This window comes from Geobacillus thermocatenulatus (genome assembly GCF_002217655.1).
In the GTDB taxonomy this organism is placed as follows: Bacteria; Bacillota; Bacilli; order Bacillales; family Anoxybacillaceae; genus Geobacillus; species Geobacillus thermocatenulatus.
This window is the reverse complement of sequence record NZ_NEWK01000002.1, coordinates 1,693,510-1,714,971: the sequence shown is the minus strand read 5'-3', so window position 1 is coordinate 1,714,971 and position 21,462 is coordinate 1,693,510. Positions and strand designations below refer to the sequence as shown.

At 52.5% G+C, this 21,462-nt stretch carries 18 protein-coding genes, 7 tRNA genes and 1 rRNA gene; 23 read left to right on the top strand and 3 right to left on the bottom strand.

Annotated elements, in window-relative coordinates:
* Positions 1–109: 109 nt before the first annotated feature.
* The 19 genes from rrf to B9L19_RS17590 all read left to right on the top strand — a co-directional run bounded on the left by rrf (position 110) and on the right by B9L19_RS17590 (position 12,773).
* Positions 110–226 (top strand): 5S ribosomal RNA (gene rrf / locus B9L19_RS17680).
* A 242-nt stretch (positions 227–468) separates the two neighbouring features.
* Positions 469–543: transfer RNA gene (locus B9L19_RS17675), tRNA-Asn, on the top strand.
* A gap of 7 nt (positions 544–550) precedes the next feature.
* Positions 551–626, top strand: a tRNA-Thr gene (locus B9L19_RS17670).
* Positions 627–636: 10 nt separating this feature from the next.
* Positions 637–708 (top strand) — tRNA-Glu (locus B9L19_RS17665).
* A 114-nt stretch (positions 709–822) separates the two neighbouring features.
* Positions 823–897: transfer RNA gene (locus B9L19_RS17660), tRNA-Gln, on the top strand.
* Positions 898–1,336: 439 nt separating this feature from the next.
* Positions 1,337–1,412, top strand: a tRNA-Lys gene (locus tag B9L19_RS17655).
* Between the two features lie 4 nt (positions 1,413–1,416).
* Positions 1,417–1,488 (top strand) — tRNA-Gly (locus tag B9L19_RS17650).
* Between the two features lie 6 nt (positions 1,489–1,494).
* Positions 1,495–1,567, top strand: a tRNA-Ala gene (locus B9L19_RS17645).
* Between the two features lie 147 nt (positions 1,568–1,714).
* A complete protein-coding gene (gene rocF / locus B9L19_RS17640; RefSeq protein ID WP_025950382.1) occupies positions 1,715–2,614 on the top strand; it encodes an arginase in 900 nt (299 codons plus the stop codon).
* A 436-nt stretch (positions 2,615–3,050) separates the two neighbouring features.
* Positions 3,051–3,614, top strand: coding sequence for an RNA polymerase sigma factor SigW (gene sigW, locus B9L19_RS17635; RefSeq protein WP_025950381.1), 564 nt, complete (start codon positions 3,051–3,053; stop codon positions 3,612–3,614).
* Positions 3,615–3,628: 14 nt separating this feature from the next.
* Positions 3,629–4,240, top strand: coding sequence for an anti-sigma-W factor RsiW (rsiW, locus tag B9L19_RS17630; RefSeq protein WP_015373735.1), 612 nt, complete (start codon positions 3,629–3,631; stop codon positions 4,238–4,240).
* A gap of 72 nt (positions 4,241–4,312) precedes the next feature.
* Positions 4,313–5,134: a diadenylate cyclase CdaA gene (gene cdaA / locus B9L19_RS17625; RefSeq protein WP_025950380.1), complete on the top strand. Its 822-nt coding sequence runs from the start codon at positions 4,313–4,315 to the stop codon at positions 5,132–5,134.
* A complete protein-coding gene (locus tag B9L19_RS17620) occupies positions 5,127–6,365 on the top strand; it encodes a CdaR family protein (RefSeq protein ID WP_025950379.1) in 1,239 nt (412 codons plus the stop codon). Before cdaA ends, B9L19_RS17620 begins: the two co-directional genes overlap by 8 nt.
* 27 nt (positions 6,366–6,392) lie before the next feature.
* A complete protein-coding gene (gene glmM / locus B9L19_RS17615; RefSeq protein ID WP_025950378.1) occupies positions 6,393–7,742 on the top strand; it encodes a phosphoglucosamine mutase in 1,350 nt (449 codons plus the stop codon).
* Between the two features lie 520 nt (positions 7,743–8,262).
* Positions 8,263–10,065 carry a glutamine--fructose-6-phosphate transaminase (isomerizing) gene (gene glmS / locus B9L19_RS17610; protein WP_047752410.1) on the top strand — a complete coding sequence of 601 codons (1,803 nt, stop codon included), beginning with the start codon at positions 8,263–8,265 and terminating at the stop codon, positions 10,063–10,065.
* A 219-nt stretch (positions 10,066–10,284) separates the two neighbouring features.
* Positions 10,285–10,884 (top strand): kinase, encoded by a 600-nt coding sequence (locus B9L19_RS17605; RefSeq protein WP_025950376.1) that lies wholly within the window; start codon positions 10,285–10,287, stop codon positions 10,882–10,884.
* Positions 10,885–11,178: 294 nt separating this feature from the next.
* Entirely contained in the window at positions 11,179–11,658 is a 480-nt protein-coding gene (locus B9L19_RS17600; protein WP_047752409.1) for a DUF2975 domain-containing protein, read from the top strand.
* 10 nt (positions 11,659–11,668) lie between these two features.
* Positions 11,669–11,893: a helix-turn-helix domain-containing protein gene (locus B9L19_RS17595; RefSeq protein ID WP_025950374.1), complete on the top strand. Its 225-nt coding sequence runs from the start codon at positions 11,669–11,671 to the stop codon at positions 11,891–11,893.
* A gap of 16 nt (positions 11,894–11,909) precedes the next feature.
* Positions 11,910–12,773, top strand: coding sequence for a DUF817 domain-containing protein (locus B9L19_RS17590; RefSeq protein ID WP_198527147.1), 864 nt, complete (start codon positions 11,910–11,912; stop codon positions 12,771–12,773).
* Positions 12,774–12,883: 110 nt separating this feature from the next.
* Here the strand turns inward: B9L19_RS17590 and B9L19_RS17585 are convergent, their stop codons facing one another.
* The 3 genes from B9L19_RS17585 to B9L19_RS17575 are packed head-to-tail and all read right to left on the bottom strand — an operon-like array spanning position 12,884 to position 15,602.
* The gene (locus B9L19_RS17585) at positions 12,884–13,369 is read right to left on the bottom strand and encodes a DinB family protein (protein WP_047752408.1); all 486 of its coding nucleotides are present in this window, start codon (positions 13,367–13,369) and stop codon (positions 12,884–12,886) included.
* 40 nt (positions 13,370–13,409) lie between these two features.
* On the bottom strand, positions 13,410–14,180 hold the full coding sequence (locus B9L19_RS17580; protein WP_047752407.1) for a TatD family hydrolase: 771 nt from the start codon (positions 14,178–14,180) through the stop codon (positions 13,410–13,412).
* 48 nt (positions 14,181–14,228) lie between these two features.
* Positions 14,229–15,602: a sigma-54 interaction domain-containing protein gene (locus B9L19_RS17575; protein ID WP_047752406.1), complete on the bottom strand. Its 1,374-nt coding sequence runs from the start codon at positions 15,600–15,602 to the stop codon at positions 14,229–14,231.
* A 235-nt stretch (positions 15,603–15,837) separates the two neighbouring features.
* On the opposite strand from B9L19_RS17575, the gene B9L19_RS17570 reads away from it, so the two are divergent.
* From B9L19_RS17570 to B9L19_RS17555, 4 genes are all read left to right on the top strand, one after another.
* Positions 15,838–17,250 (top strand): amino acid permease, encoded by a 1,413-nt coding sequence (locus B9L19_RS17570; protein WP_047752405.1) that lies wholly within the window; start codon positions 15,838–15,840, stop codon positions 17,248–17,250.
* Positions 17,251–17,345: 95 nt separating this feature from the next.
* Positions 17,346–18,893: an L-glutamate gamma-semialdehyde dehydrogenase gene (pruA, locus tag B9L19_RS17565; protein ID WP_047752404.1), complete on the top strand. Its 1,548-nt coding sequence runs from the start codon at positions 17,346–17,348 to the stop codon at positions 18,891–18,893.
* A 69-nt stretch (positions 18,894–18,962) separates the two neighbouring features.
* Positions 18,963–20,162, top strand: a complete 1,200-nt coding sequence (locus B9L19_RS17560; protein ID WP_047752403.1) for an ornithine--oxo-acid transaminase — start codon at positions 18,963–18,965, stop codon at positions 20,160–20,162.
* A 26-nt stretch (positions 20,163–20,188) separates the two neighbouring features.
* Positions 20,189–21,427, top strand: a complete 1,239-nt coding sequence (locus B9L19_RS17555; protein ID WP_025950366.1) for a Glu/Leu/Phe/Val family dehydrogenase — start codon at positions 20,189–20,191, stop codon at positions 21,425–21,427.
* Positions 21,428–21,462: the final 35 nt, after the last annotated feature.

The following is a 21,462-nucleotide window of genomic DNA, read 5'->3' as shown; positions in this document are numbered from 1 at the left end:
AAAAGGATGTAAGGGATTTTGTCGAAAAATATTTTTTGGACACCCCTGAGAGGCCGAAAAGCCTTGATAGATCAACATTTCTAGAGGGAGTCCAAGATGATCACCATTGCCTAGTGGCTATGGCGGAGGGGAAACACCCGTTCCCATCCCGAACACGGAAGTTAAGCCCTCCAGCGCCGATGGTAGTTGGGGCCAGCGCCCCTGCAAGAGTAGGTCGTTGCTAGGCAATGTTTCATTATTCCGCAATAGCTCAGCGACGAGCTTTAGCATCGTTGAATTTGCTTCGAGTTGTCCCGACGCATCTGACTCCTTATGAACTGGCTGGCAGAGGAAGGGACACTGATTTTTAACATGCTGGAATTTTATTTCAAATTGCCTCGACGCATCTCGCTTCCTTGAATTAGCTAGCAGAGGAAGAGGCAACGAGCACATTGGGAAGATGTGCATGACATATAGTTTCTTCATCATTCCGCAATAGCTCAGCGGTAGAGCAACCGGCTGTTAACCGGTAGGTCGTAGGTTCGAATCCTACTTGCGGAGCCATTTTTACGCTTCCATAGCTCAGTAGGTAGAGCACTTCCATGGTAAGGAAGAGGTCACCGGTTCGAGCCCGGTTGGAAGCTCCATTAATTTTTCGGCCCGTTGGTCAAGTGGTTAAGACACCGCCCTTTCACGGCGGTAACACGGGTTCGAATCCCGTACGGGTCACTCCATTTCGGCCAGTCGTCCTTTCAAGGATGATTGGCCGAAATGAAAAGTGTATACTTCCCTGATTGCTGAGAGATAATAGCAATTGAATACAGCGTTTCTTTCTCATCGCGTTGGGCTATAGCCAAGCGGTAAGGCAACGGACTTTGACTCCGTGATGCGCTGGTTCGAATCCAGCTAGCCCAGCCATTCTTTTTTTTGTACATAAAAATGCTCATGAGCCATTCGCTCAGTAACGAGCGCTGCATCTTCGAGCTCACTGCGAGTTGCCCCGACGCATCTCGCTTCCTTGAACAGACTGGCAGAGGAAGGGGCAGGTAGAGCTAGGTAGTACCTAGAGTGTATACCCAACCATGAGCCATTAGCTCAGTAACGAGCGCTACATCTTCGAGTTCGCTTCGAGTTGCCTCGACGCACTTGGCATCTTTGAATCGGCTGGGAGAGGAAGAGGCAGGTAGAGTGAAATGAAGCTTAGAGTGTTATCCAACTCATGAGCCATTCGCTCAGTAGGTAGAGCAACGAGCTTTGCATCACCGAGTTTGCTTCGAGTTGTCCCGACGCATCCTGCATCTTCGAATATGCTAGTAGAGGAAGGGACATCGTTCACTGTGAGTGTATACCCAACCATGAGCCATTAGCTCAGTAGGTAGAGCATCTGACTTTTAATCAGAGGGTCGGAGGTTCGAGTCCTCCATGGCTCACCATAGCGCGGAAGTAGTTCAGTGGTAGAACACCACCTTGCCAAGGTGGGGGTCGCGGGTTCGAGTCCCGTCTTCCGCTTGGGGCGGGGCCTTAGCTCAGCTGGGAGAGCGCCTGCTTTGCACGCAGGAGGTCATCGGTTCGATCCCGATAGGCTCCATCAAGAGCAGACTGCTTGACAACCAAAAGCAGTCTGCTCTTTTTGGTTATACCGGTATAAATATTCAAAATTTTGTCAAGTTGAGTCAACCCCTTTCTTTCCTCTACAATAAAGACGTAACAGGAACCGGAAAGGAGTGGGGACAGCATGAAGCCAATTTCAATTATCGGGGTTCCGATGGATTTAGGGCAAACGCGCCGCGGCGTTGATATGGGGCCGAGCGCGATGCGTTATGCAGGCGTCATCGAACGTCTGGAACGTCTTCATTACGATATTGAAGATTTGGGAGATATTCCGATTGGAAAAGCAGAGCGGTTGCACGAGCAAGGAGACTCACGGTTGCGCAATTTGAAAGCGGTTGCGGAAGCGAACGAGAACCTTGCGGCGGCGGTTGACCAAGTCGTTCAGCGGGGGCGATTTCCGCTTGTGTTGGGCGGCGACCATAGCATTGCCATTGGCACGCTCGCCGGCGTGGCGAAACATTATGAGCGGCTTGGAGTGATCTGGTATGACGCGCATGGCGACGTCAACACCGAGGCAACGTCGCCGTCTGGAAACATTCATGGCATGCCGCTGGCGGCGAGCCTAGGGTTTGGCCATCCGGCGCTGACGCAAATCGGCGGATACAGCCCCAAAATCAAGCCGGAACATGTCGTGTTGATCGGCGTCCGTTCCCTTGATGAAGGGGAGAAGAAGTTTATTCGCGAAAAAGGAATCAAAATTTACACGATGCATGAGGTTGATCGGCTCGGAATGACAAGGGTGATGGAAGAAACGATCGCCTATTTAAAAGAACGAACGGATGGCGTTCATTTGTCGCTTGACTTGGATGGCCTTGACCCAAGCGACGCACCAGGAGTCGGAACGCCTGTCATTGGAGGATTGACATACCGCGAAAGCCATTTGGCGATGGAGATGCTGGCCGAAGCACAAATCATCACTTCAGCGGAATTTGTCGAAGTGAATCCAATCTTGGATGAGCGGAACAAGACAGCATCCGTTGCGGTAGCGCTGATGGGTTCGTTGTTTGGTGAAAAACTCATTTAACGCCTTTTTGAGAGAAGTCTTCTGCTTGAAAACATGTGCAGAGCGATCGCTTCAGGAGCAAGTGGGAGAGGAATATCGATTCGCTTTCACCAACAAATATGATTGGATATGGCTAGAACGGACTTGTTTGGAATGAAGAGAGGCGTAAACGATTCTTGTGTGTTTCTTACCGTTCGTTGAATGTGCGCAAGTCGCTTGCGTCCCACCTCTAAGCGAAGCGCAGGTGGCGGGTAATTCACTGCATGTGGGCAAAGGTTGGTTGTGGGATTCACGGATATGATGATGATTTGTTCCCGCTGTTTGTGAAAGAGGGGCTGCCATTTGTTTGGCGTCCCCTCTTTTTCCGTTGTATGATACAATAAATATGTTGCATGAAACTTTTCTTGATCGAGCGCCGTAATATACGGTAAGCCGTGAGGCGGGGGTATTGTATTTTATGGATCTATTTATTAAAAAGAGAATTAAGGCGATCCAAAAAGGGGATCAAAACGCATACGCGGATCTTGTCGATTTGTATAAGGACAAGATTTACCGTCTTTGCTATCGAATGCTTGGCAATCCGCATGAGGCGGAAGATGCGGCGCAGGAGGCGTTTATCCGCGCCTACATCCATATTGATACGTACAATCCTGAAATGAAGTTTTCCACTTGGCTGTACCGAATCGCGACAAACTTGACGATCGATAAATTGCGGAAACGGAAGCCGGACGTGTATTTAGATGAAGAGGTCGGAGGCACGGACGGGTTGACGATGCAGGCTCAGCTTCCTTCCCGCGAAGCATCCCCGGAGGAGGCAGTGGAAAGCCTGGAGCTGCAAGAGACGGTGCAGCAAGCGATTGAGCAGTTGCCAGAAAAGTATCGAAGCGTGATCGTGTTGAAATATATGGAAGATTTGTCGTTGCAAGAAATCAGTGAGATTTTAGGGTTGCCAGTCGGCACGGTGAAAACGCGGCTGCATCGCGGCCGCGAAGCGTTGCGCAGGCAATTGGGTCATTTATAAGAGGGTGGGAGACTATGGAATGTCCGAAAGAAATCGTGTTGCTCATGCACAGCTATTTTGATGGAGATCTCCAGCCAGAAGGAGAGCAGCAGCTGAAAGAACATTTGCGTTCGTGCGCTGCGTGCGCTGCCCATTTTCACGAGCTGAAAAAGACGGTTGCGTTCCTCCAATATGCCGCCCACGTTGCGGCGCCGCCGTCGTTTGCAGCCAAGGTGATGGAGGCGATGCCGAAAGAGAGAAAGACCGCGCGGCTGCGCCGTTTTCTGCATCGTCATCCGCTGCTTACGGCTGCCTCGTTGTTTTTCGCGCTCACTTTCGGCAGCTTAGCTTCTTCATGGGGGGAAAGAGGCGCGTTTTCCGTCTCAGCTGATGAACATGTCATCATCCGCGATCATACTGTCATTGTGCCGAAAGGAGAAACGGTCAAAGGGGATATTGTCGTCCGCAATGGCTCGATTCGGATTGAAGGAACGGTGGATGGGGACGTGACGGTGATCCATGGAAAGAAATATATGGCATCCGCCGGGCAAGTGACAGGGGAAGTGGAGGAAATTAATCAAGTGTTTGAATGGATTTGGTATAATATTAAAGAAAGGTTCAATCGTGCGCTCCAATCGATTGAATGATGGCAGCCATCGTTCGATGGCTTTTTCCGTGGCCATCAACAGATTGGAATTAGAGATAAAGGAAGTGTGAAGATGTCCTTCGGAGAGCTCCCCATCGTGTCATATTTGTTAAAAGTGGTTGATATCCTTGTCGTTTGGTATGTGATTTACAAGTTGATTATGATGATTCGCGGGACGAAGGCCATTCAGTTGTTAAAAGGCATTTTTTTAATTATTTTGGTTCGTTTCGTGAGCAATTACCTCGGATTGACGACGTTGCAATGGCTGATGGATCAGGCGATCATTTGGGGATTTCTCGCGATCATCATCATTTTCCAACCAGAATTGCGGCGCGCCCTGGAGCAGCTCGGCCGCGGACGGCTGTTCACCCGCAATACGGTCAATGAAGATGAAGAGCGGATGCGAATGGTGGAAGCCATTGTCAAAGCGACCGAGTATATGGCGAAGCGACGCATCGGCGCGCTGATTTCCATTGAGCGGGAAACCGGAATGAACGATTATATCGAAACCGGCATTATGTTAAACGCTCATGTGTCGTCGGAACTGCTCATTAATATTTTCATTCCGAACACGCCGCTTCATGACGGGGCGGTCATTATTCAAAAAAACCAAATCGCTGCGGCGGCCTGTTATTTACCATTATCGGAAAGTCCGTTTATTTCGAAAGAGCTCGGAACACGCCATCGGGCGGCGCTCGGCATCAGCGAAGTGACAGACAGCGTCACCGTCGTCGTGTCGGAAGAGACGGGAGCGGTATCGTTGACGAAAAACGGCGAGCTGTACCGTGATTTAACGATCGATGAGTTTCGGGAGCTGTTAACGGGGGAACTTGTTCCAGCGACGAAGGCGCCCGCTTCTTCCCGTTGGCAGTGGAGGGGGAAGAAACATGGATAAGTTGATGGACCATCCTTGGTTTATTCGCGTTGTCTCCTTATTGCTGGCGATTATGCTGTATATGTCGGCCAATGTCGGGGCCAAAACCGGTGAGACGCGCAACACGTTTGGCCAGGAAGATACGGAAACGTTGATCGATATTCCGGTGGTCGCTTACTATGATGAAAACAACTTGGTCGTATCGGGCGTCCCGAAATACGTGAACGTTACGCTCCAAGGCCCGGCCAGCATTGTCAAACCGACGGCTCTGCAGCGGAATTTCGAGGTGTATGTCGATTTAACGGAATTGCCGTTAGGGACATACACGGTGCCGATCAAATACAGAGACATCTCTGACAAGTTGAAAGTGACGATTCAGCCTGCCTCGGCAAAAGTGACGATTCGTGAAAAAGTGTCGAAACGGTTTCCGGTCGGTGTTGAATTTTTCAATCGAAACAAAATACCGGATGGCTATTCCGTTGGAGAACCGACTGTGAAACCAGATGCCGTGACGATTACCGGGGCGAAGGAGCTCATCGACGAGATTGCCTTTGTCAAAGCCATCGTCGACTTAGATGGGGCGACGGAAACGCTGACGAGAGAAGCGCGTGTTCGGGTGTACGATCGACGGGGAAATGAGTTGGATATTGAGCCAGAGCCATCGTCGGTGGAAGTAACCGTGCCGGTGAAAAGCCCGAGCAAGACGGTGCCGGTTCAAGTGCAGACAACCGGAGAGCTGCCGGATGGTGTGCATCTTGTCAGCATCACGCCGGAGCCGGATCGGGTGACGATTTATGGACCGAAGGAAGTGCTGAACCATATTGACAAGCTGGAAGGATTGACCGTTGATTTGGACGACATGACCGATGATGCGACGGTAGAGCTCGACGTTCCGCTTCCTAATGGCGCAAAAAGCGTCAACCCAGACAAAATCAAGGTGCATATTGATGTGGAAAAAGATGTCACGCAAACGTGGAAAGACGTGCCGATCGCTGTCATCGGCTTGCCGGATTCATACAAAGCCGAGTTTGTCAAACCGCTTGAAGGCAAAATTACGGTCCGCCTTGTCGGTCCGCCCGATGTCGTCCGCGGGTTGACAAAAGACGATATTCGTTTGTATGTCGATGTCGGTGGACTTGACACCGGCGAACATCAAGTTCCCATTCAATGGAACCACCCTGAACAAGTCCAATGGCAGCCGTCGGTGGAAACGGCGATGGTCCAGATTAGCGAAAAAGCGGCTGCACAATAAACTGCATAGTAAGGAGAGAGTGAACGAATGGGCAAATATTTTGGCACTGATGGTGTACGAGGAGTCGCAAATCGTGAATTGACGCCAGAGTTGGCGTTTCAAATCGGCCGCTGCGGCGGATACGTGCTGACCAAAAGCGCTGAGCGCCCGAAAGTGCTGATTGGGCGCGACACCCGCATTTCCGGCCATATGCTGGAAGGGGCCCTTGTCGCGGGGCTTTTGTCGATCGGGGCGGAAGTGATGCGCCTTGGCGTTATTTCCACGCCAGGCGTCGCCTATTTGACGAAGGCGCTTGGAGCACAGGCCGGCATTATGATTTCCGCCTCCCACAACCCGGTGCAAGATAACGGCATTAAATTTTTCGGCCCGGACGGGTTCAAGCTGTCGGATGAGCAGGAAGCGGAAATTGAGGCGCTGATCGACAGCGCGGAAGATATGCTGCCGCGGCCGATCGGGGCTGGACTTGGACAAGTCAACGACTATTTTGAAGGCGGGCAAAAGTACTTGCAGTATTTAAAACAAACGATCGATGAAGAGGATTTTTCCGGGATGAAAATCGCCCTCGACTGCGCGCACGGGGCGACGTCATCGCTGGCGACATACTTATTTGCCGATTTGGATGCGGATGTCGTGACAATGGGCGCGTCGCCCAACGGGCTCAACATTAACGAAGGGGTCGGTTCCACCCATCCGGAAGCGTTGGCGGCGTTTGTCAAAGAAAAAGGAGCCGATGTCGGGCTCGCCTTTGACGGCGACGGCGACCGTCTCATCGCTGTCGATGAGAACGGCAACATCGTCGATGGCGACCAAATTATGTACATTTGCGCCAAATATTTAAAAGAAACCGGCCGCCTCAAGCACCAAACCGTCGTCTCGACCGTCATGAGCAACCTCGGGTTTTACAAAGCGTTGGAGGCTCAAGGGATAAAAAGCGTGCAAACAGCAGTCGGCGACCGCTATGTCGTCGAGGAAATGAAGAAGAATGGCTATAATCTTGGCGGCGAGCAGTCTGGACACATCATCTTCCTCGACTACAACACGACGGGGGACGGTATGTTGACGGCGCTTCAGCTTGTCAACATCATGAAAATCAAAGGCAAGCCGCTTTCCGAATTGGCGGGGGAAATGAAAAAATACCCCCAGCTCTTAGTGAACGTCCGGGTGAAAGAGAAAGAAAAAGCGATGGAAAATGAGCAAGTGAAAAACGTGATCGCCGAAGTGGAAGCAGAGATGAACGGCAACGGCCGCGTTCTTGTCCGCCCATCGGGGACTGAGCCGCTTGTGCGCATTATGGCGGAGGCTCCGACCGAAGAAGCGTGCCGCGCCTACGTGGAGCGGATCGCTGATGTCGTCCGCCGTGAAATGGGAGTGGAATAATCGATTGTTTGGACAACCACCCTATGCATAGACGGAACGTTCGCTTCCGTTTATGCATAGGTTATTTTATATAGATAGTTGACGCCGCTGGGAATGTCCTGTAATATTAACGTTGTTGCCTTTTTTTGAAAGGAGGCGATGGCAGGGCGAAACAGGTGATGAAGAAACGGCGGTTTGTTGCAGCGGATGGAACGTTTCAAAAAGAAAAACCGGTTGGTTGTTGCATCGGTTTTAACGATCACAAAGCGCCTGGACTAAGCGTTGGACGAAAGAACGCTTAGTTGACGAGGAGGAGGTTTATCGAGGTTTTCGGCGGATGCCTCCCGGCTGGGGCGATGACAGCCGCAAGTCCTCTCTTAAAACAAAGGGGCGACCCTTTGCACAAAGGGGAGGATGTCATCGCGCAAATCGAAAGGGGAGTCTGCCGCATTGACGGCGAGGCCCCGTTGTTCTTTGACAACTGAACATGGAAGGATCTCGTTAGCGGCAGCCTCCAAGATGAAAAGGAGGAACATTTGCCATGTGCGGCATTGTTGGCTATATCGGTTACCAAGATGTGAAAGAAATTTTATTGCGCGGATTGGAAAAACTCGAGTATCGCGGCTACGATTCGGCGGGGATCGCCGTATTGAACGAAAGCGGCGTGCATGTGTTTAAGGAAAAAGGACGGATCGCGGATTTGCGCCGCATCGTCGACCCGAACGTCAATGCGACGGTCGGCATCGGCCATACGCGTTGGGCGACGCACGGGGCGCCAAGCCGGGTGAACGCCCACCCGCACCAAAGCGCCTCAGGCCGGTTTACGCTCGTGCATAACGGCGTCATTGAGAACTATGAAATGGTCAAGCGCGACTACTTGGCCGATGTCACATTCCAAAGCGACACGGACACGGAAGTGATCGTCCAGCTCGTGGAGAAGTTCGTCAACGACGGACTGGCACCGGAAGAGGCGTTCCGAAAAACGCTCTCGCTGCTGAAAGGATCGTACGCCATCGCCATGATCGATGCACAAGACGAAAACACGATCTATGCGGCGAAAAACAAAAGCCCGCTTCTCGTCGGCTTGGGCGATGGGTTTAACGTCGTGGCGAGCGATGCGATGGCGATGCTTCAAGTGACGAACCAATTCGTCGAACTGATGGATGGGGAGCTCGTCATCGTCACGAGCGAGAACGTCACGATTCAAACGCTAAACGGTGAGACAGTCGAACGGAAGCCGTTTACGGCCGAGCTCGATGCAAGCGACATTGAAAAAGGAACGTATCCGCATTATATGCTGAAAGAAATTGACGAGCAGCCGTTCGTCATCCGCCGCATCATTCAAAAATACCAAGATGACAATGGTGAATTGGCCATTGACCAAGCGATCATCAACGAAGTGCTGAACGCCGACCGCCTGTACATTGTCGCGTGCGGAACGAGCTACCACGCAGGCCTCGTCGGCAAGCAATTGATCGAGTCGTGGGCGAAAATTCCAGTCGAAGTGCATATCGCCAGCGAATTTTCGTACAACATGCCGCTGTTGTCGGAAAAGCCGCTCTTCATCTTTATCTCGCAAAGCGGCGAAACGGCCGACAGCCGCGCCGTGCTCGTGCAAACGAACAAACTCGGCCATAAAGCGATTACGATCACGAACGTCCCAGGGTCGACGCTGTCGCGGGAAGCCGATTATACGCTCCTGTTGCATGCCGGTCCGGAAATCGCGGTAGCTTCGACGAAGGCGTATACGGCGCAAATTGCGGTGCTGGCGATTTTGGCGGCGGCCGCGGCGAAAGCGAAAGGCTTTGAGCTGGACTTTGACTTGACGAAAGAGCTTGCCATCGTCGCCAATGTGATGGAAATGCTGTGCGATGCGAAAGAGGAAATGGAGAACATTGCGAGCGACTACTTGACCCTGACGCGCAACTGCTTCTTCATCGGCCGCGCCGTTGACTACTATGTCTGCCTAGAAGGCGCGCTGAAGCTGAAGGAGATCTCGTACATTCAAGCGGAAGGGTTCGCCGGCGGCGAGCTGAAACACGGCACGATCGCCTTGATTGAGGACGGCACGCCGGTGATTGCGCTTGCCACTCAGGAGCACGTGAATTTGAGCATTCGCGGCAACGTAAAAGAAGTCGTCGCCCGCGGCGCGAACCCGTGCGTCATCTCGATGCGCGGCCTGGAAGGCGACGGCGACCGCTTTATCATCCCGGCCGTCCATCCGGACCTTACGCCGCTTGTGTCCGTCGTGCCGTTGCAGCTGATCGCCTACTATGCCGCCTTGCACCGCGGCTGCGACGTCGACAAACCGCGCAACTTGGCGAAGAGCGTGACGGTGGAGTAAGCGGGGATGGCGGTGGGAAAATAAGGACGGTAGAATCAGATGTAGGAAGAGGTGTTCCATTTAAGTGGGACACCTTTTTGTTTGACACACAGAATAGAAGAAATGTTCGCTTGGCACCGCGAATAAATGTTTTGATGGATTCGGAATGCAAAAGATGGGGAAGCCATAAAGATTCTAAATTGGGCAAGGAAGTTTGGAAAGGGAAGAGAAGGGGCGGGGATGCATGGTCGCATCGACTTCTTATGCAAGACCATTTTGGCGATCAAAACAGCGGGCCGATTCGTCCTCGGGATTGATGGGCTAAGCCGATCGGGCAAAACGACATTCGCCAATCAGCTGAGTCAAACGCTGCGGGAGCAAGGCATCTCCGTGTGCGTTTTTCACCTGGACGATCATATTGTCGAGCGAGCCAAACGTTATCATACGGGAAACGAGGAATGGTTTGAATATTATCGTTTACAGTGGGATGTGGAGTGGCTAACGCATCAGTTGTTCCGTCCACTCCAAGCCTCCCACCAGCTGACCCTCCCGTTTTATGATCATGAGACCGATACGCACTCCAAGCGAACGGTTTACCTCGCTGATTCGGACATGATCATGATTGAAGGTGTTTTTCTGCAAAGGAAAGAATGGAGGCCGTTTTTTGACTTCGTGGTCTATTTGGATTGTCCGCGGGAGATTCGCTTTGCCCGTGAAAACGATCAAGTGAAACAAAACATCCGAAAGTTCATCAACCGATATTGGAAAGCAGAAGACTATTATTTGGAAACCGAAAAGCCGATTAAACGGGCGGATGTTGTTTTCGATATGACCTCATGATCGGGAATCTTTGGCAGGGTTTGTTCCTTTGCGAGGATGACGATGCTAGAAAAGAAAACATCGAATCGATCATCAACAGTTTCATAGAATTTGTTGAATAATCAACGAATGGTCTTGATCTAACCATTGAAAGTGTCCTCTTTCTCGGGATGGATCATCGGGCGTTCCTTTGTGGGGCGCCTTTTCTTTTTTGTTTTACAGAAAAAAATTCATTTAAATCAATCATTATTTATTGATAAACGATAAATGATTCATTACAATAAAGTCGAGAAACGAGCCAAGTGAGGTGTTTCGATGAAACGGGAAACGTTGTTTTTGAAGGCGGCTTTAGTGTTGATCGGTTTTCCGGTTTTGGCATTGTGCGTATTTTTGGTGCCTGCGCTTGCGAAGGTGGCGGTCAAGCTCGTGCCGGCGTTCCCTTGGATCCAGTATTTTGTTTATGTTGTCTTTGAGGCGTCCGCGCTGCCGTTTTATTTCGCGTTGTACCAGGCGTTTCGGTTGTTAGTGTATATTGACCGCAACGACGCGTTTTCCGAGGCGTCGGTGAAAGCGTTAAAGACGATCAAACATTGCGCTGTCGCCATCAGCGGGCTGCATTTGCTCGCTTTGCCGCTGTTTTACTTGTTCGCCGAGAAAGACGACGCTCCGGGGGTCATTTTCGTCGGTCTGATTGTGCCGTTTGCATCGCTTGTCATCGCTGTGTTCGCCGCGGTGTTGCAAAAGCTGCTGCAGCAGGCGATTGAAATCAAACAGGAAAATGAGTTGACCGTTTGAGGTGGATGGTATGCCGATTATCGTGAATCTTGATGTCATGTTGGCGAAGCGGAAGATGAGCGTCACGGAGCTGTCTGAGAAAGTGGGGATCACGATGGCCAATTTGTCGATCTTGAAAAACGGGAAGGCCAAAGCCATCCGCTTTTCGACATTGGAAGCCATCTGCAAGGCGCTCGACTGCCAGCCCGGGGACATTTTGGAGTATCGAAGTGATGAAGGGAAGTCAAATCCATGAGCAGGGAGGAGACGGCTTGAAAGGGGAAAAGCAAGAGCTAGCGGTGAACGAATCTCCACCGTTTGGCCTCATGATCGTCCAAATGCGCCAGTTTGGCAGAACGTCGCGGCTCATCAAAGCGTTTGTGCAGCTTGTTCGCTTCGGTTGGGCCCAGGCGCAATCTTGCGTGTTTCCGGTTGTCATTTTTGCCTCATTGGCGCTGACAAAGCTCGCGCCGCTTCCGCTGTTGCCGCGGTATGATTGGCTGCTTGTTATTTGCCTTCTCATGCAATGGTGGATGGTGCGGTCAGGTCTGGAAACGCGGGATGAACTCAAAGTGATCACTTTGTTCCACATCATTGGACTGGCGCTCGAGCTGTTTAAAGTGCATATGGGGTCGTGGTCGTATCCGGAAGAGGGGCATACGAAAATCTTTGGTGTGCCGCTATACAGCGGCTTTATGTATGCGAGCGTCGCCAGCTATCTTTGCCAGGCGTGGAGACGGCTGAAGGTGGAGCTCGTGCGATGGCCGCCGTTTTGGATGGTTGTTCCATTGGCAGCGGCGATTTACCTGAATTTTTTCACCCATCATTATTGGCTGGACGTTCGTTGGTGGCTCTCAGCCCTCGTCATGGTTGTCTTTTGGCGGTCGTGGGTGACGTATGAGGTCGGGGGAATCCGCTACCGGATGCCTCTTGTTTTGTCGTTTTTGTTGATTGGGTTTTTCATCTGGATCGCGGAAAACATCGCCACCTTTTTTGGCGCTTGGCAATATCCGAACCAGGCGAAGGCGTGGAGCCTTGTTCATCTTGGGAAGGTGAGTTCGTGGTGTTTGCTCGTTATTGTCAGTTTTCTCATCGTGGCGACGTTAAAGCAGGTGAAGGGGAGATCTCATCCGTGATGAATAAACGGTTTTGCGGCAAGCGGGGTCAAGCAACCCGTTGTAAGCCGAGCAGAATTGGGAATGGGCCCGTTGCTGCTCGGCTGTTTCTTTGATGAGCCGCCCGCTTTTCACGGGAGTTGCGCCTTGATTTCTTCGATTTGGGCAAGATGGCGCTGTTCATGCCAGCCGACGAATTCCACCCATTGATTCAAGTTGAGAGGGCCAAAAATCGGATGTGGGAACGACTTCATCTTCAAATCGTGGAGGGGCGTTTGCTCGACGATTTGGCGCAGGCGCTGCCGTGATTGGCGCAATTTTTCTTTCAGCTCGTGCCATGAGAAAAAGCGGTCGCTCGGACGGGCGAAATCAGGCGCCTCCACTTTTTTCGAACGGTCAACGGTCAGGTGGATCGGCTTCTCCTCAACCGGCTGGCTCTCGCCATGCTTTACTGTATGGGCGATCATGGCTGCGATCGATGTTTCGATTAAGTACAGGTGTTCGAGCACTTGGGCGATCGTCCAACTTCCCTCTGCCATCCGGGTGTTCAGCTGCTCGTCCGACAGTTCAGAAACGCTGTTGATCAGCTGTTGCCGCACTTGCTCATGATGATCCATCATTTCCCCTCATTTCGGTATGGATTTGGACTTGGTTTCATCATACTACACGGTAGGCCGCACCGTAAAGCTGTTTCGTATTCGCAGTGATGACGGTTTTGACTTGTTCGATATCTTGGCCATAGTGCGCCGCCACGACACGGACGGAGTCAAACAACCATAACGGCGTCGTCGATTTTCCTTGGAACGGACCGGCAAACGGCCATGGGCCGTCCGTTTCGAGGAGCAGCTGTTCAAGTGGAACGAGGGACAACAGCTTTTTGTCGCGCTCGCGGTAGCACACTTCTGGGGTGACGGAAATGTAGCAACCGTACTCAATGATTTGTTTGACCACGGCAGGCTCGGCCTTCAGCCAGTGGAAATGGGCGTGTCGGACGCCGGCTTGCTGCAAGATGGCCAAGGCGGTTTCCGCTCGGTCGTAGACGGCGTGAAGAGCGAGCGGCAAGGAGGCCTCGACAGCGATGGCTGCCACTTCCGCCAATCGCTCTTGATAGGCGGGCAGCTTGGCGCATGCTTCCGCTGAATAGTATGGCAGCCCGACTTCGCCGATGGCGGCGAGCAGCGGCCGCTCTTGCCTGACGAGCTTTGTCCATTCGTTCCAATCGCTTTCGCTTGGCAGCGGCTGTTCGGGATGAAAGCCGATGGCGGCGTAGACAAAGGAAGGGAATCGCCGTTTCAACTCGAGCGTCCGGTGGCTCGAGCGCAAATCGGTGGAGACGGCGACGACGCCGGTGATGCCGGCTTCTTGCCAACGGTTGATTTGTTCATCGATGTCTCGGTATTGGTCAAGATGAAGATGAGCATCGATCATCCACAGCGCCTCCCTTATCCTTTTGGCCGTACGATCGCCAACTGTAGCTTATCCCCATTCCTTGTCAATTTGGTACTTGCGGATGCGGTATTGCAAGTTTTGTCGGCTTAAGCCGAGCGCTTTGGCGGTTTTCGTGATATTGAAGCCGTGGTGCTGAAGCGCCTTGCGGATGTAGTAAATTTCGACTTCTTCCATGTATTTGTCAAGCGGCAACATGTCTTCCGTATCAAACAAAAAGTCCGTTTTCGCTTCGTCGGGCGCCAGCTTGGCCCGAAAAGGAGCAGGCAGATGGGCGAGGGTGATGATCTCCCCTTGTTCCATTGTCGCCATCGTTTCCAACATGACGGCCTCCAGCTCGCGCACGTTGCCGGGCCAACGGTAATGGAGAAACGCCTCTTGCACATCGTCGTCGAGCCCCTCGACGTGCAGTCCGTAGCGCTCGTTGCCTTGATGGATGAAATGAACGGCCAGCGGCAAAATATCCTCTTTCCGTTCGCGCAACGGCGGCAGGACGATGCAGTGGACGGCAATTTGGTAGTAAAGCGATTTGATCAATTCTCCGCTTTGGACTGCGTCAATCGGGTCACCGCTTGTCGAGGCGATGAGGCGAACGTCCGCACGAACCGGTTCTTGGCCATGCGCCCGGACAAACTGTTTTTCTTGCAGGAAACGGGCGAGTTTTTGTTGAAGCGGCAGGCTTAACGAGTCAATATCGTCAAGCAGCACGGTGCCACCGTCTGCTTGTTCAAACAAGCCGGGCTGGATTTCCCTGCCTTCTTCGCTGCCAAACAGCATCGTTTCCATCCAATCGTCTGGAAGCGACAAACACGTTTGCGCAAAAAATGGCTTGGCCCGTCGTTCGCTTTCGTGGTGAATGCAGGAAGCGAGCAAGTTTTTTCCCGTTCCTTTCTCGCCAATGAGCAGCACAGGCGCTTCGGAGCGGGCGGCATGACGCGCAAGGCGGATGGCCTTTTGCATCGCTTCGCTTTGGCTGATGACGTCGGCAAACGTGCAGCCGGCTTCCCCGCGTTGGTGGTGCTCTTGGATCAGCTTGCGGAATTTCGTGATGTCTTTGGCGATTTCCACGGCGCCGATGATGCGCCCGTCTTTATGCAGCGGGTGTGTTTGATTGACCGTTGTCACGGCTTGCCCTTTGTTATTGAAATACGTTTGCTGCTGGTTCAGAATGCTTTCACCGGTGCGCAACGCTTCCAGCAGCGTGCTCGGCTGCTCCGGGTTGAAGCGGAAGACGTCCAAAATGTTTTTATCGAGCACGTCCTCGATGTTCATGCCCTCGATGTCCCGCATTTTTCGGTTGTAAATGACGGTTTTTCCGTGTTGATCGACGGCATGGACGCCAAGGTCGATCAGTTCGAGAATTTGCTCATACATCGATAAAAGCGTTTCCATATCGCGGTTCACGATCAGCACCTCTCTTTTTTGTATTATAGCATAAGGCGGACGGGAGACGGGAAGGGAAAGAAAGATGTGAAAAAAAATGTTTGCTAAATATATTGAAAATAGAAAAAAACAACTTCATAATAAAGTTGTGATACAAGAAAAAATGAAAAATAATTTTGCATAAAAGGGGGTTCTGTTTGTTTGATAAAAATGTAAGCGGTTGCGAAATCTATCATAGAGAGGGGAGAGTTTTCGGATGCAACCCGTGCAAGAACTGAAACGAGAGCTAAAAAGCAGGCATTTATTTATGATTGCGCTTGGTGGGGTGATCGGCACCGGTTTGTTTTTAGGATCGGGTTATACGATTCATGAGGCGGGGCCAGGCGGGGCCGTCGTTGCGTATCTTTTTGGCGGATTGGTCATGTATTTGACCATGCTTTCGTTGGGAGAATTGGCCGTAAGAATTCCCGATGCCGGGTCGTATCAGACGTATGCGACAAAATTCATCTCGCCGGCGGTAGGGTATTGCATCGGCTGGTTGTCATGGCTGAACTGGTCGGTGACGGTCGGCATCGAGCTTCTCACCGTCAGCATCCTCATGAAACGGTGGTTTCCCGATGTGCCGACGTGGATATTTTGCGCCGTCTTTGCTTTGTTGTTGTTTTTGATCAATGCGTTGTCTGTCAAAGGATTTGGCGAGGTGGAGTTTTGGTTTTCGAGCATCAAGGTGTTGACGGTCATCGCCTTTATTGTTCTCGGTCTGGCGGCGATGTTTGGCGTCATCCAGATGAAAAATGGGCAGCCCGCTCCGTTTTTTTCGAATTTTACTGATCATGGCGGATTGTTTCCAAACGGGTTTTGGGCCATCTTTACGACGATGATCCTCGTGAACTTTTCGTTTCAAGGGACAGAATTGGTCGGCGTGGCGGCAGGGGAAAGCCGCGAGCCGGAAAAAACGGTGCCGGTTGCGCTGCGCAACACTGTATGGCGCATTTTGATTTTCTTCATTTTGGCCATTTTTGTGCTGGCCGGCTTGTTTCCGTGGGAGAAAGCCGGCGTTGTGGAAAGCCCGTTTGTTGAGGTATTTGACAACATTGGCATTCCGTATGCAGCTGATATGATGAACTTTGTCATTATTACCGCGGTGCTGTCGGTGGCCAACTCGGGTTTATACGCGACGTCGCGCGTCCTCTGGTCGATGTCGCGCCAAGGCATGGTCAGTCCGTTTTTCAGCAAATTATCGAAACGCGGCGTGCCGATCAATGCGCTTATCGCCAGCATTGCCATCGGTTGCTTGTCGCTTTTGTGCAGCATTTACGCCGAAGATACGGTGTACGTCTGGCTGACGGCGATCGCGGGATTTGGCGCCGTCACGGTGTGGGCTTCCATCGCGCTGTCCAGCTATTTCGGACGGAAAGCGTTTTTGCGTGAAGGCGGCGATGTGCGCGATTTGAAATATCGCACGCCATTGTACCCGTTCGTGCCGCTCGCGGCGTTTGCGTTGAATATGGCGACGATCATCGGACTGGCGTTTATTCCAGACCAACGGATCGCTCTTTACTGCGGCATCCCGTTTTTGCTTGCGTGTTATGGGTACTACCACCTTGTGGCGAAAAAACGGGTTCAGCCCCTAGCCGCAGAAAAAGGGGAGTTCAAGGCCGCCAAGTAAAAATAATTGAAAAATGCCATAATCATTTGCATAATATAACTATGAAACCGTTTTATAATGAAAAATTTTTTTGCCTTTTCAAGGAGGATGACGAAATGGTGCAGCCGTACAGACATGAACCGCTCACGGATTTTACCGTGGAAGCAAACCGCGAGGTGTTTTTAGAGGCGCTCAAAAAAGTGGAATCCGAACTTGGGCGCGATTATCCGCTTGTGATCGGCGGTGAGCGAGTGATGACGGAAGACAAAATCACGTCGATCAATCCGGCGAACAAAGCGGAAGTCATCGGCCGGGTGGCGAAAGCGAACAAGGAGCTGGCCGAGCGGGCGATGAAAACCGCTGATGAGGCGTTTCGCACTTGGAGCCGGACGAGCCCGGAAGCGCGGGCGGATATTTTGTTCCGGGCGGCGGCGATCGTGCGCCGGCGCAAGCATGAATTTTCCGCTTGGCTGGTGAAAGAAGCAGGCAAACCGTGGCGTGAAGCGGACGCCGATACGGCGGAAGCGATCGACTTTATGGAATATTACGGACGGCAGATGCTGAAGCTGAAAGACGGCATTCCGGTTGAGAGCCGTCCGGGGGAAACGAACCGGTTTTTCTACATTCCGCTTGGAGTCGGGGTTGTCATTTCGCCGTGGAACTTCCCGTTTGCCATTATGGCCGGGACGACGGTCGCTTCGCTTGTGACCGGCAATACGGTGCTGTTGAAACCCGCGAGCGCGACGCCGGTCGTGGCGTATAAGTTTGTGGAAGTGTTGGAAGAAGCGGGCCTTCCGGCTGGTGTGTTGAACTATATTCCGGGCAGCGGGGCTGAAGTCGGAGATTATCTCGTCGACCATCCGCGCACAAGATTTATCAGCTTCACTGGATCGCGGGATGTCGGCATCCGCATTTATGAACGGGCGGCGAAAGTGCATCCGGGGCAAATTTGGCTGAAACGCGTCATCGCGGAAATGGGCGGCAAAGACGGCATCATTGTCGATAAAGAAGCCGACCTTGAACTGGCGGCGCAATCGATCGTGGCGTCGGCGTTTGGCTACTCTGGGCAAAAATGCTCGGCGTGCTCGCGCGCCATTATCGTCGAAGATGTGTATGACCAAGTGTTGAATCGCGTTGTCGAGCTGACGAAGCAGCTCAACGTCGGCGATCCGGCGGAGCAGGCGACATTTATGGGACCTGTCATCGATCAAGGGGCGTACAACAAAATTATGGAGTACATCGAAATCGGCAAGCAGGAAGGCCGTCTCATGACCGGCGGGGAAGGAGACGACTCGAAAGGGTTCTTCATCCAGCCGACCGTGTTTGCGGATGTTGACCCGAACGCACGCATCATGCAGGAAGAAATTTTCGGACCGGTCGTGGCGTTTGCGAAAGCGCGCGACTTTGACCATGCGCTGGAGATCGCGAACAACACAGAATACGGTTTGACGGGCGCCGTCATTTCGCGCAATCGGGCGAATCTTGAAAAAGCGCGGCACGAGTTCCATGTTGGCAATTTGTACTTCAACCGCGGCTGCACAGGGGCGATTGTCGGGTATCAGCCGTTTGGCGGCTTTAACATGTCAGGCACCGACTCGAAAGCGGGCGGTCCAGACTATTTGATCCTCCATATGCAAGCCAAAACGGTGTCGGAAATGTTTTAAGCCAAACAGGGCGGCGTCGTCCGCCCTTTTATAGCGAAGAAATGCAGAGAAGGAAGGGAGCGGTTGATGATGGCTACGAAGTCCGAACAGCTGATTGAACAGACGGAGCGATACGGAGCGCGAAATTATCACCCATTGCCGATTGTCATTTCGGAAGCGGAAGGAGTATGGGTGAAAGACCCGGAAGGCAATCGCTATATGGACATGTTAAGCGCTTATTCGGCCGTCAACCAAGGACATCGGCATCCGAAAATTGTGGAGGCGTTAAAGCGGCAAGCTGACCGCGTCACCCTCACGTCGCGCGCCTTTCATAACGACCAGCTCGGCCCTTGGTATGAAAAGGTGTGCCAGTTGACGAAAAAGGAGATGGTGCTGCCGATGAACACCGGCGCCGAGGCGGTCGAAACGGCGCTCAAGGCAGCGCGCCGCTGGGCGTATGACGTGAAAGGCGTCCCCGACAATCAGGCGGAAATCATCGTCTGTGAAGGCAACTTCCACGGCCGGACGCTCGCTGCGGTGTCGTTGTCGTCCGAACCGGCTTATAAACGCGGTTTTGGTCCGCTTTTGCCGGGAGTGAAAATCATCCCATACGGCGACATCGAGGCCCTCAAGGCAGCGATTACACCGAATACGGCGGCGTTTCTTGTCGAACCGATCCAAGGGGAAGCCGGCATCCGCATCCCGCCGCAAGGCTTTTTAAAAGCGGCCTATGACGTGTGCAAAGAAAACAACGTGTTGTTCATCGCGGATGAAATTCAAACAGGTTTGGGACGGACTGGGAAGTTATTTGCTTGCGACTGGGAAGATGTTGTGCCTGATATGTATATTTTAGGGAAAGCATTGGGCGGCGGGGTGTTCCCGATTTCGTGCGTCGTCGCCGACCGCGACATTTTGTCGGTGTTTGAACCCGGCTCGCACGGATCGACATTCGGCGGCAATCCGCTCGCTTGCGCGGTGTCGATCGCGGCGCTTGAGGTGATCGAAGAAGAGCGGCTGGCAGAGCGTTCGCTTGAGCTTGGCGAATATTTTTTGGCGAAGTTAAAGCAAATCGAAAACAAAGACATTAAAGAAATCCGCGGCCGCGGCTTATTTATCGGCGTCGAGCTGCATGTGCCGGCGCGTCCGTACTGTGAGGCGCTGAAAGAGCAAGGATTGCTTTGCAAGGAAACGCATGAGACGGTCATCCGCTTCGCACCGCCGCTCATCATTACGAAAGAGGAATTGGACTGGGCGTTTGAACGCATTGAGCGTGTGTTATCACGTCCATAAATCAAGTCGAAGAGGCGAATGAGACGATGGAAGAAAATATGTTTCTCTCCACCCAGCGCGTGATCAAAGAGGCGCTGGCCAAACTCGGCTACGGCGAGGAGATGTATGAGCTGCTCAAAGAACCATTGCGTGTCCTCACCGTAAGGATTCCCGTCCGCATGGATGACGGAACAGTGAAAGTATTTACCGGCTACCGCGCCCAGCATAGCGATGCTGTAGGACCGACCAAGGGAGGCATTCGGTTTCATCCGGACGTCACCGAGGAAGAAGTGAAGGCGCTGTCGATGTGGATGACGATCAAAGCCGGCATTGTCGGTTTGCCGTATGGCGGCGGCAAAGGCGGCATCGTCTGCGATCCACGGAACATGTCGATGGGGGAATTGGAGCGGCTCAGCCGGGGCTATGTGCGGGCAATCAGCCAGATCGTGGGGCCATCCAAAGATATCCCGGCCCCGGACGTGTTTACCAACTCGCAAATTATGGCGTGGATGATGGATGAATATAGCCGCATCCGCGAATTTGATTCCCCAGGCTTTATCACCGGCAAGCCGCTTGTGCTCGGCGGCTCCCAAGGCCGGGAAAAAGCAACGGCGCTCGGTGTCACGATTTGCATCGAAGAAGCAGCGAAAAAAGCGGGAATTGAGTTGCGGGATGCGCGGGTCATTATTCAAGGATTCGGCAATGCGGGAAGCTTTTTGGCCAAGTTTTTGCATGAAGCTGGAGCTCGCGTCATTGGCATTTCCGATGCGTATGGCGCGTTGTATGACCCGAACGGACTGGATATTCCGTATTTGTTGGATCGCCGCGACAGTTTTGGCACGGTGACAACGCTGTTTGAGAATGTCATCACCAATCAAGAGCTGCTGGAAAAAGAGTGTGATATTTTAGTTCCGGCCGCGGTAGCGAATCAAATTACGCGTGACAATGCCGCGAATATTCGGGCTAAAATTGTGGTCGAGGCGGCCAACGGCCCAACGACGCTGGAAGCGACCAAAATCTTGACGGAGCGGGGCGTGCTATTGGTTCCGGATGTGCTGGCGAGTGCTGGCGGGGTGACGGTTTCCTATTTTGAATGGGTGCAAAACAACCAAGGCTATTATTGGACGGAAGAGGAAGTCGTCGAGAAGTTGAAAGAGAAATTGACGAGCGCGTTTCATCGCGTCTATGAATTGGCGGAATCGCGCCGTGTGGATATGCGCATGGCGGCGTACATGATCGGGCTGCGCCAAACAGCAGAAGCAGCTCGCTACCGCGGCTGGGTCTAATCATGGGAAACATTGTGCCTAGGGGCGTGCCGTCC

Excerpts from the sequence above, each read along its gene's own strand:
- rocF (WP_025950382.1), top strand. The coding sequence starts at position 1,715 with ATGAAGCCAATTTCAATTATCGGGGTTCCGATGGATTTAGGGCAAACG.
- sigW (WP_025950381.1), top strand. The coding sequence starts at position 3,051 with ATGGATCTATTTATTAAAAAGAGAATTAAGGCGATCCAAAAAGGGGAT.
- rsiW (WP_015373735.1), top strand. The coding sequence starts at position 3,629 with ATGGAATGTCCGAAAGAAATCGTGTTGCTCATGCACAGCTATTTTGAT.
- cdaA (WP_025950380.1), top strand. The coding sequence starts at position 4,313 with ATGTCCTTCGGAGAGCTCCCCATCGTGTCATATTTGTTAAAAGTGGTT.
- B9L19_RS17620 (WP_025950379.1), top strand. The coding sequence starts at position 5,127 with ATGGATAAGTTGATGGACCATCCTTGGTTTATTCGCGTTGTCTCCTTA.
- glmM (WP_025950378.1), top strand. The coding sequence starts at position 6,393 with ATGGGCAAATATTTTGGCACTGATGGTGTACGAGGAGTCGCAAATCGT.
- glmS (WP_047752410.1), top strand. The coding sequence starts at position 8,263 with ATGTGCGGCATTGTTGGCTATATCGGTTACCAAGATGTGAAAGAAATT.
- B9L19_RS17605 (WP_025950376.1), top strand. The coding sequence starts at position 10,285 with ATGCATGGTCGCATCGACTTCTTATGCAAGACCATTTTGGCGATCAAA.
- B9L19_RS17600 (WP_047752409.1), top strand. The coding sequence starts at position 11,179 with ATGAAACGGGAAACGTTGTTTTTGAAGGCGGCTTTAGTGTTGATCGGT.
- B9L19_RS17595 (WP_025950374.1), top strand. The coding sequence starts at position 11,669 with ATGCCGATTATCGTGAATCTTGATGTCATGTTGGCGAAGCGGAAGATG.
- B9L19_RS17585 (WP_047752408.1), bottom strand. The coding sequence starts at position 13,369 with ATGGATCATCATGAGCAAGTGCGGCAACAGCTGATCAACAGCGTTTCT.
- B9L19_RS17580 (WP_047752407.1), bottom strand. The coding sequence starts at position 14,180 with ATGATCGATGCTCATCTTCATCTTGACCAATACCGAGACATCGATGAA.
- B9L19_RS17570 (WP_047752405.1), top strand. The coding sequence starts at position 15,838 with ATGCAACCCGTGCAAGAACTGAAACGAGAGCTAAAAAGCAGGCATTTA.
- pruA (WP_047752404.1), top strand. The coding sequence starts at position 17,346 with ATGGTGCAGCCGTACAGACATGAACCGCTCACGGATTTTACCGTGGAA.
- B9L19_RS17560 (WP_047752403.1), top strand. The coding sequence starts at position 18,963 with ATGGCTACGAAGTCCGAACAGCTGATTGAACAGACGGAGCGATACGGA.
- B9L19_RS17555 (WP_025950366.1), top strand. The coding sequence starts at position 20,189 with ATGGAAGAAAATATGTTTCTCTCCACCCAGCGCGTGATCAAAGAGGCG.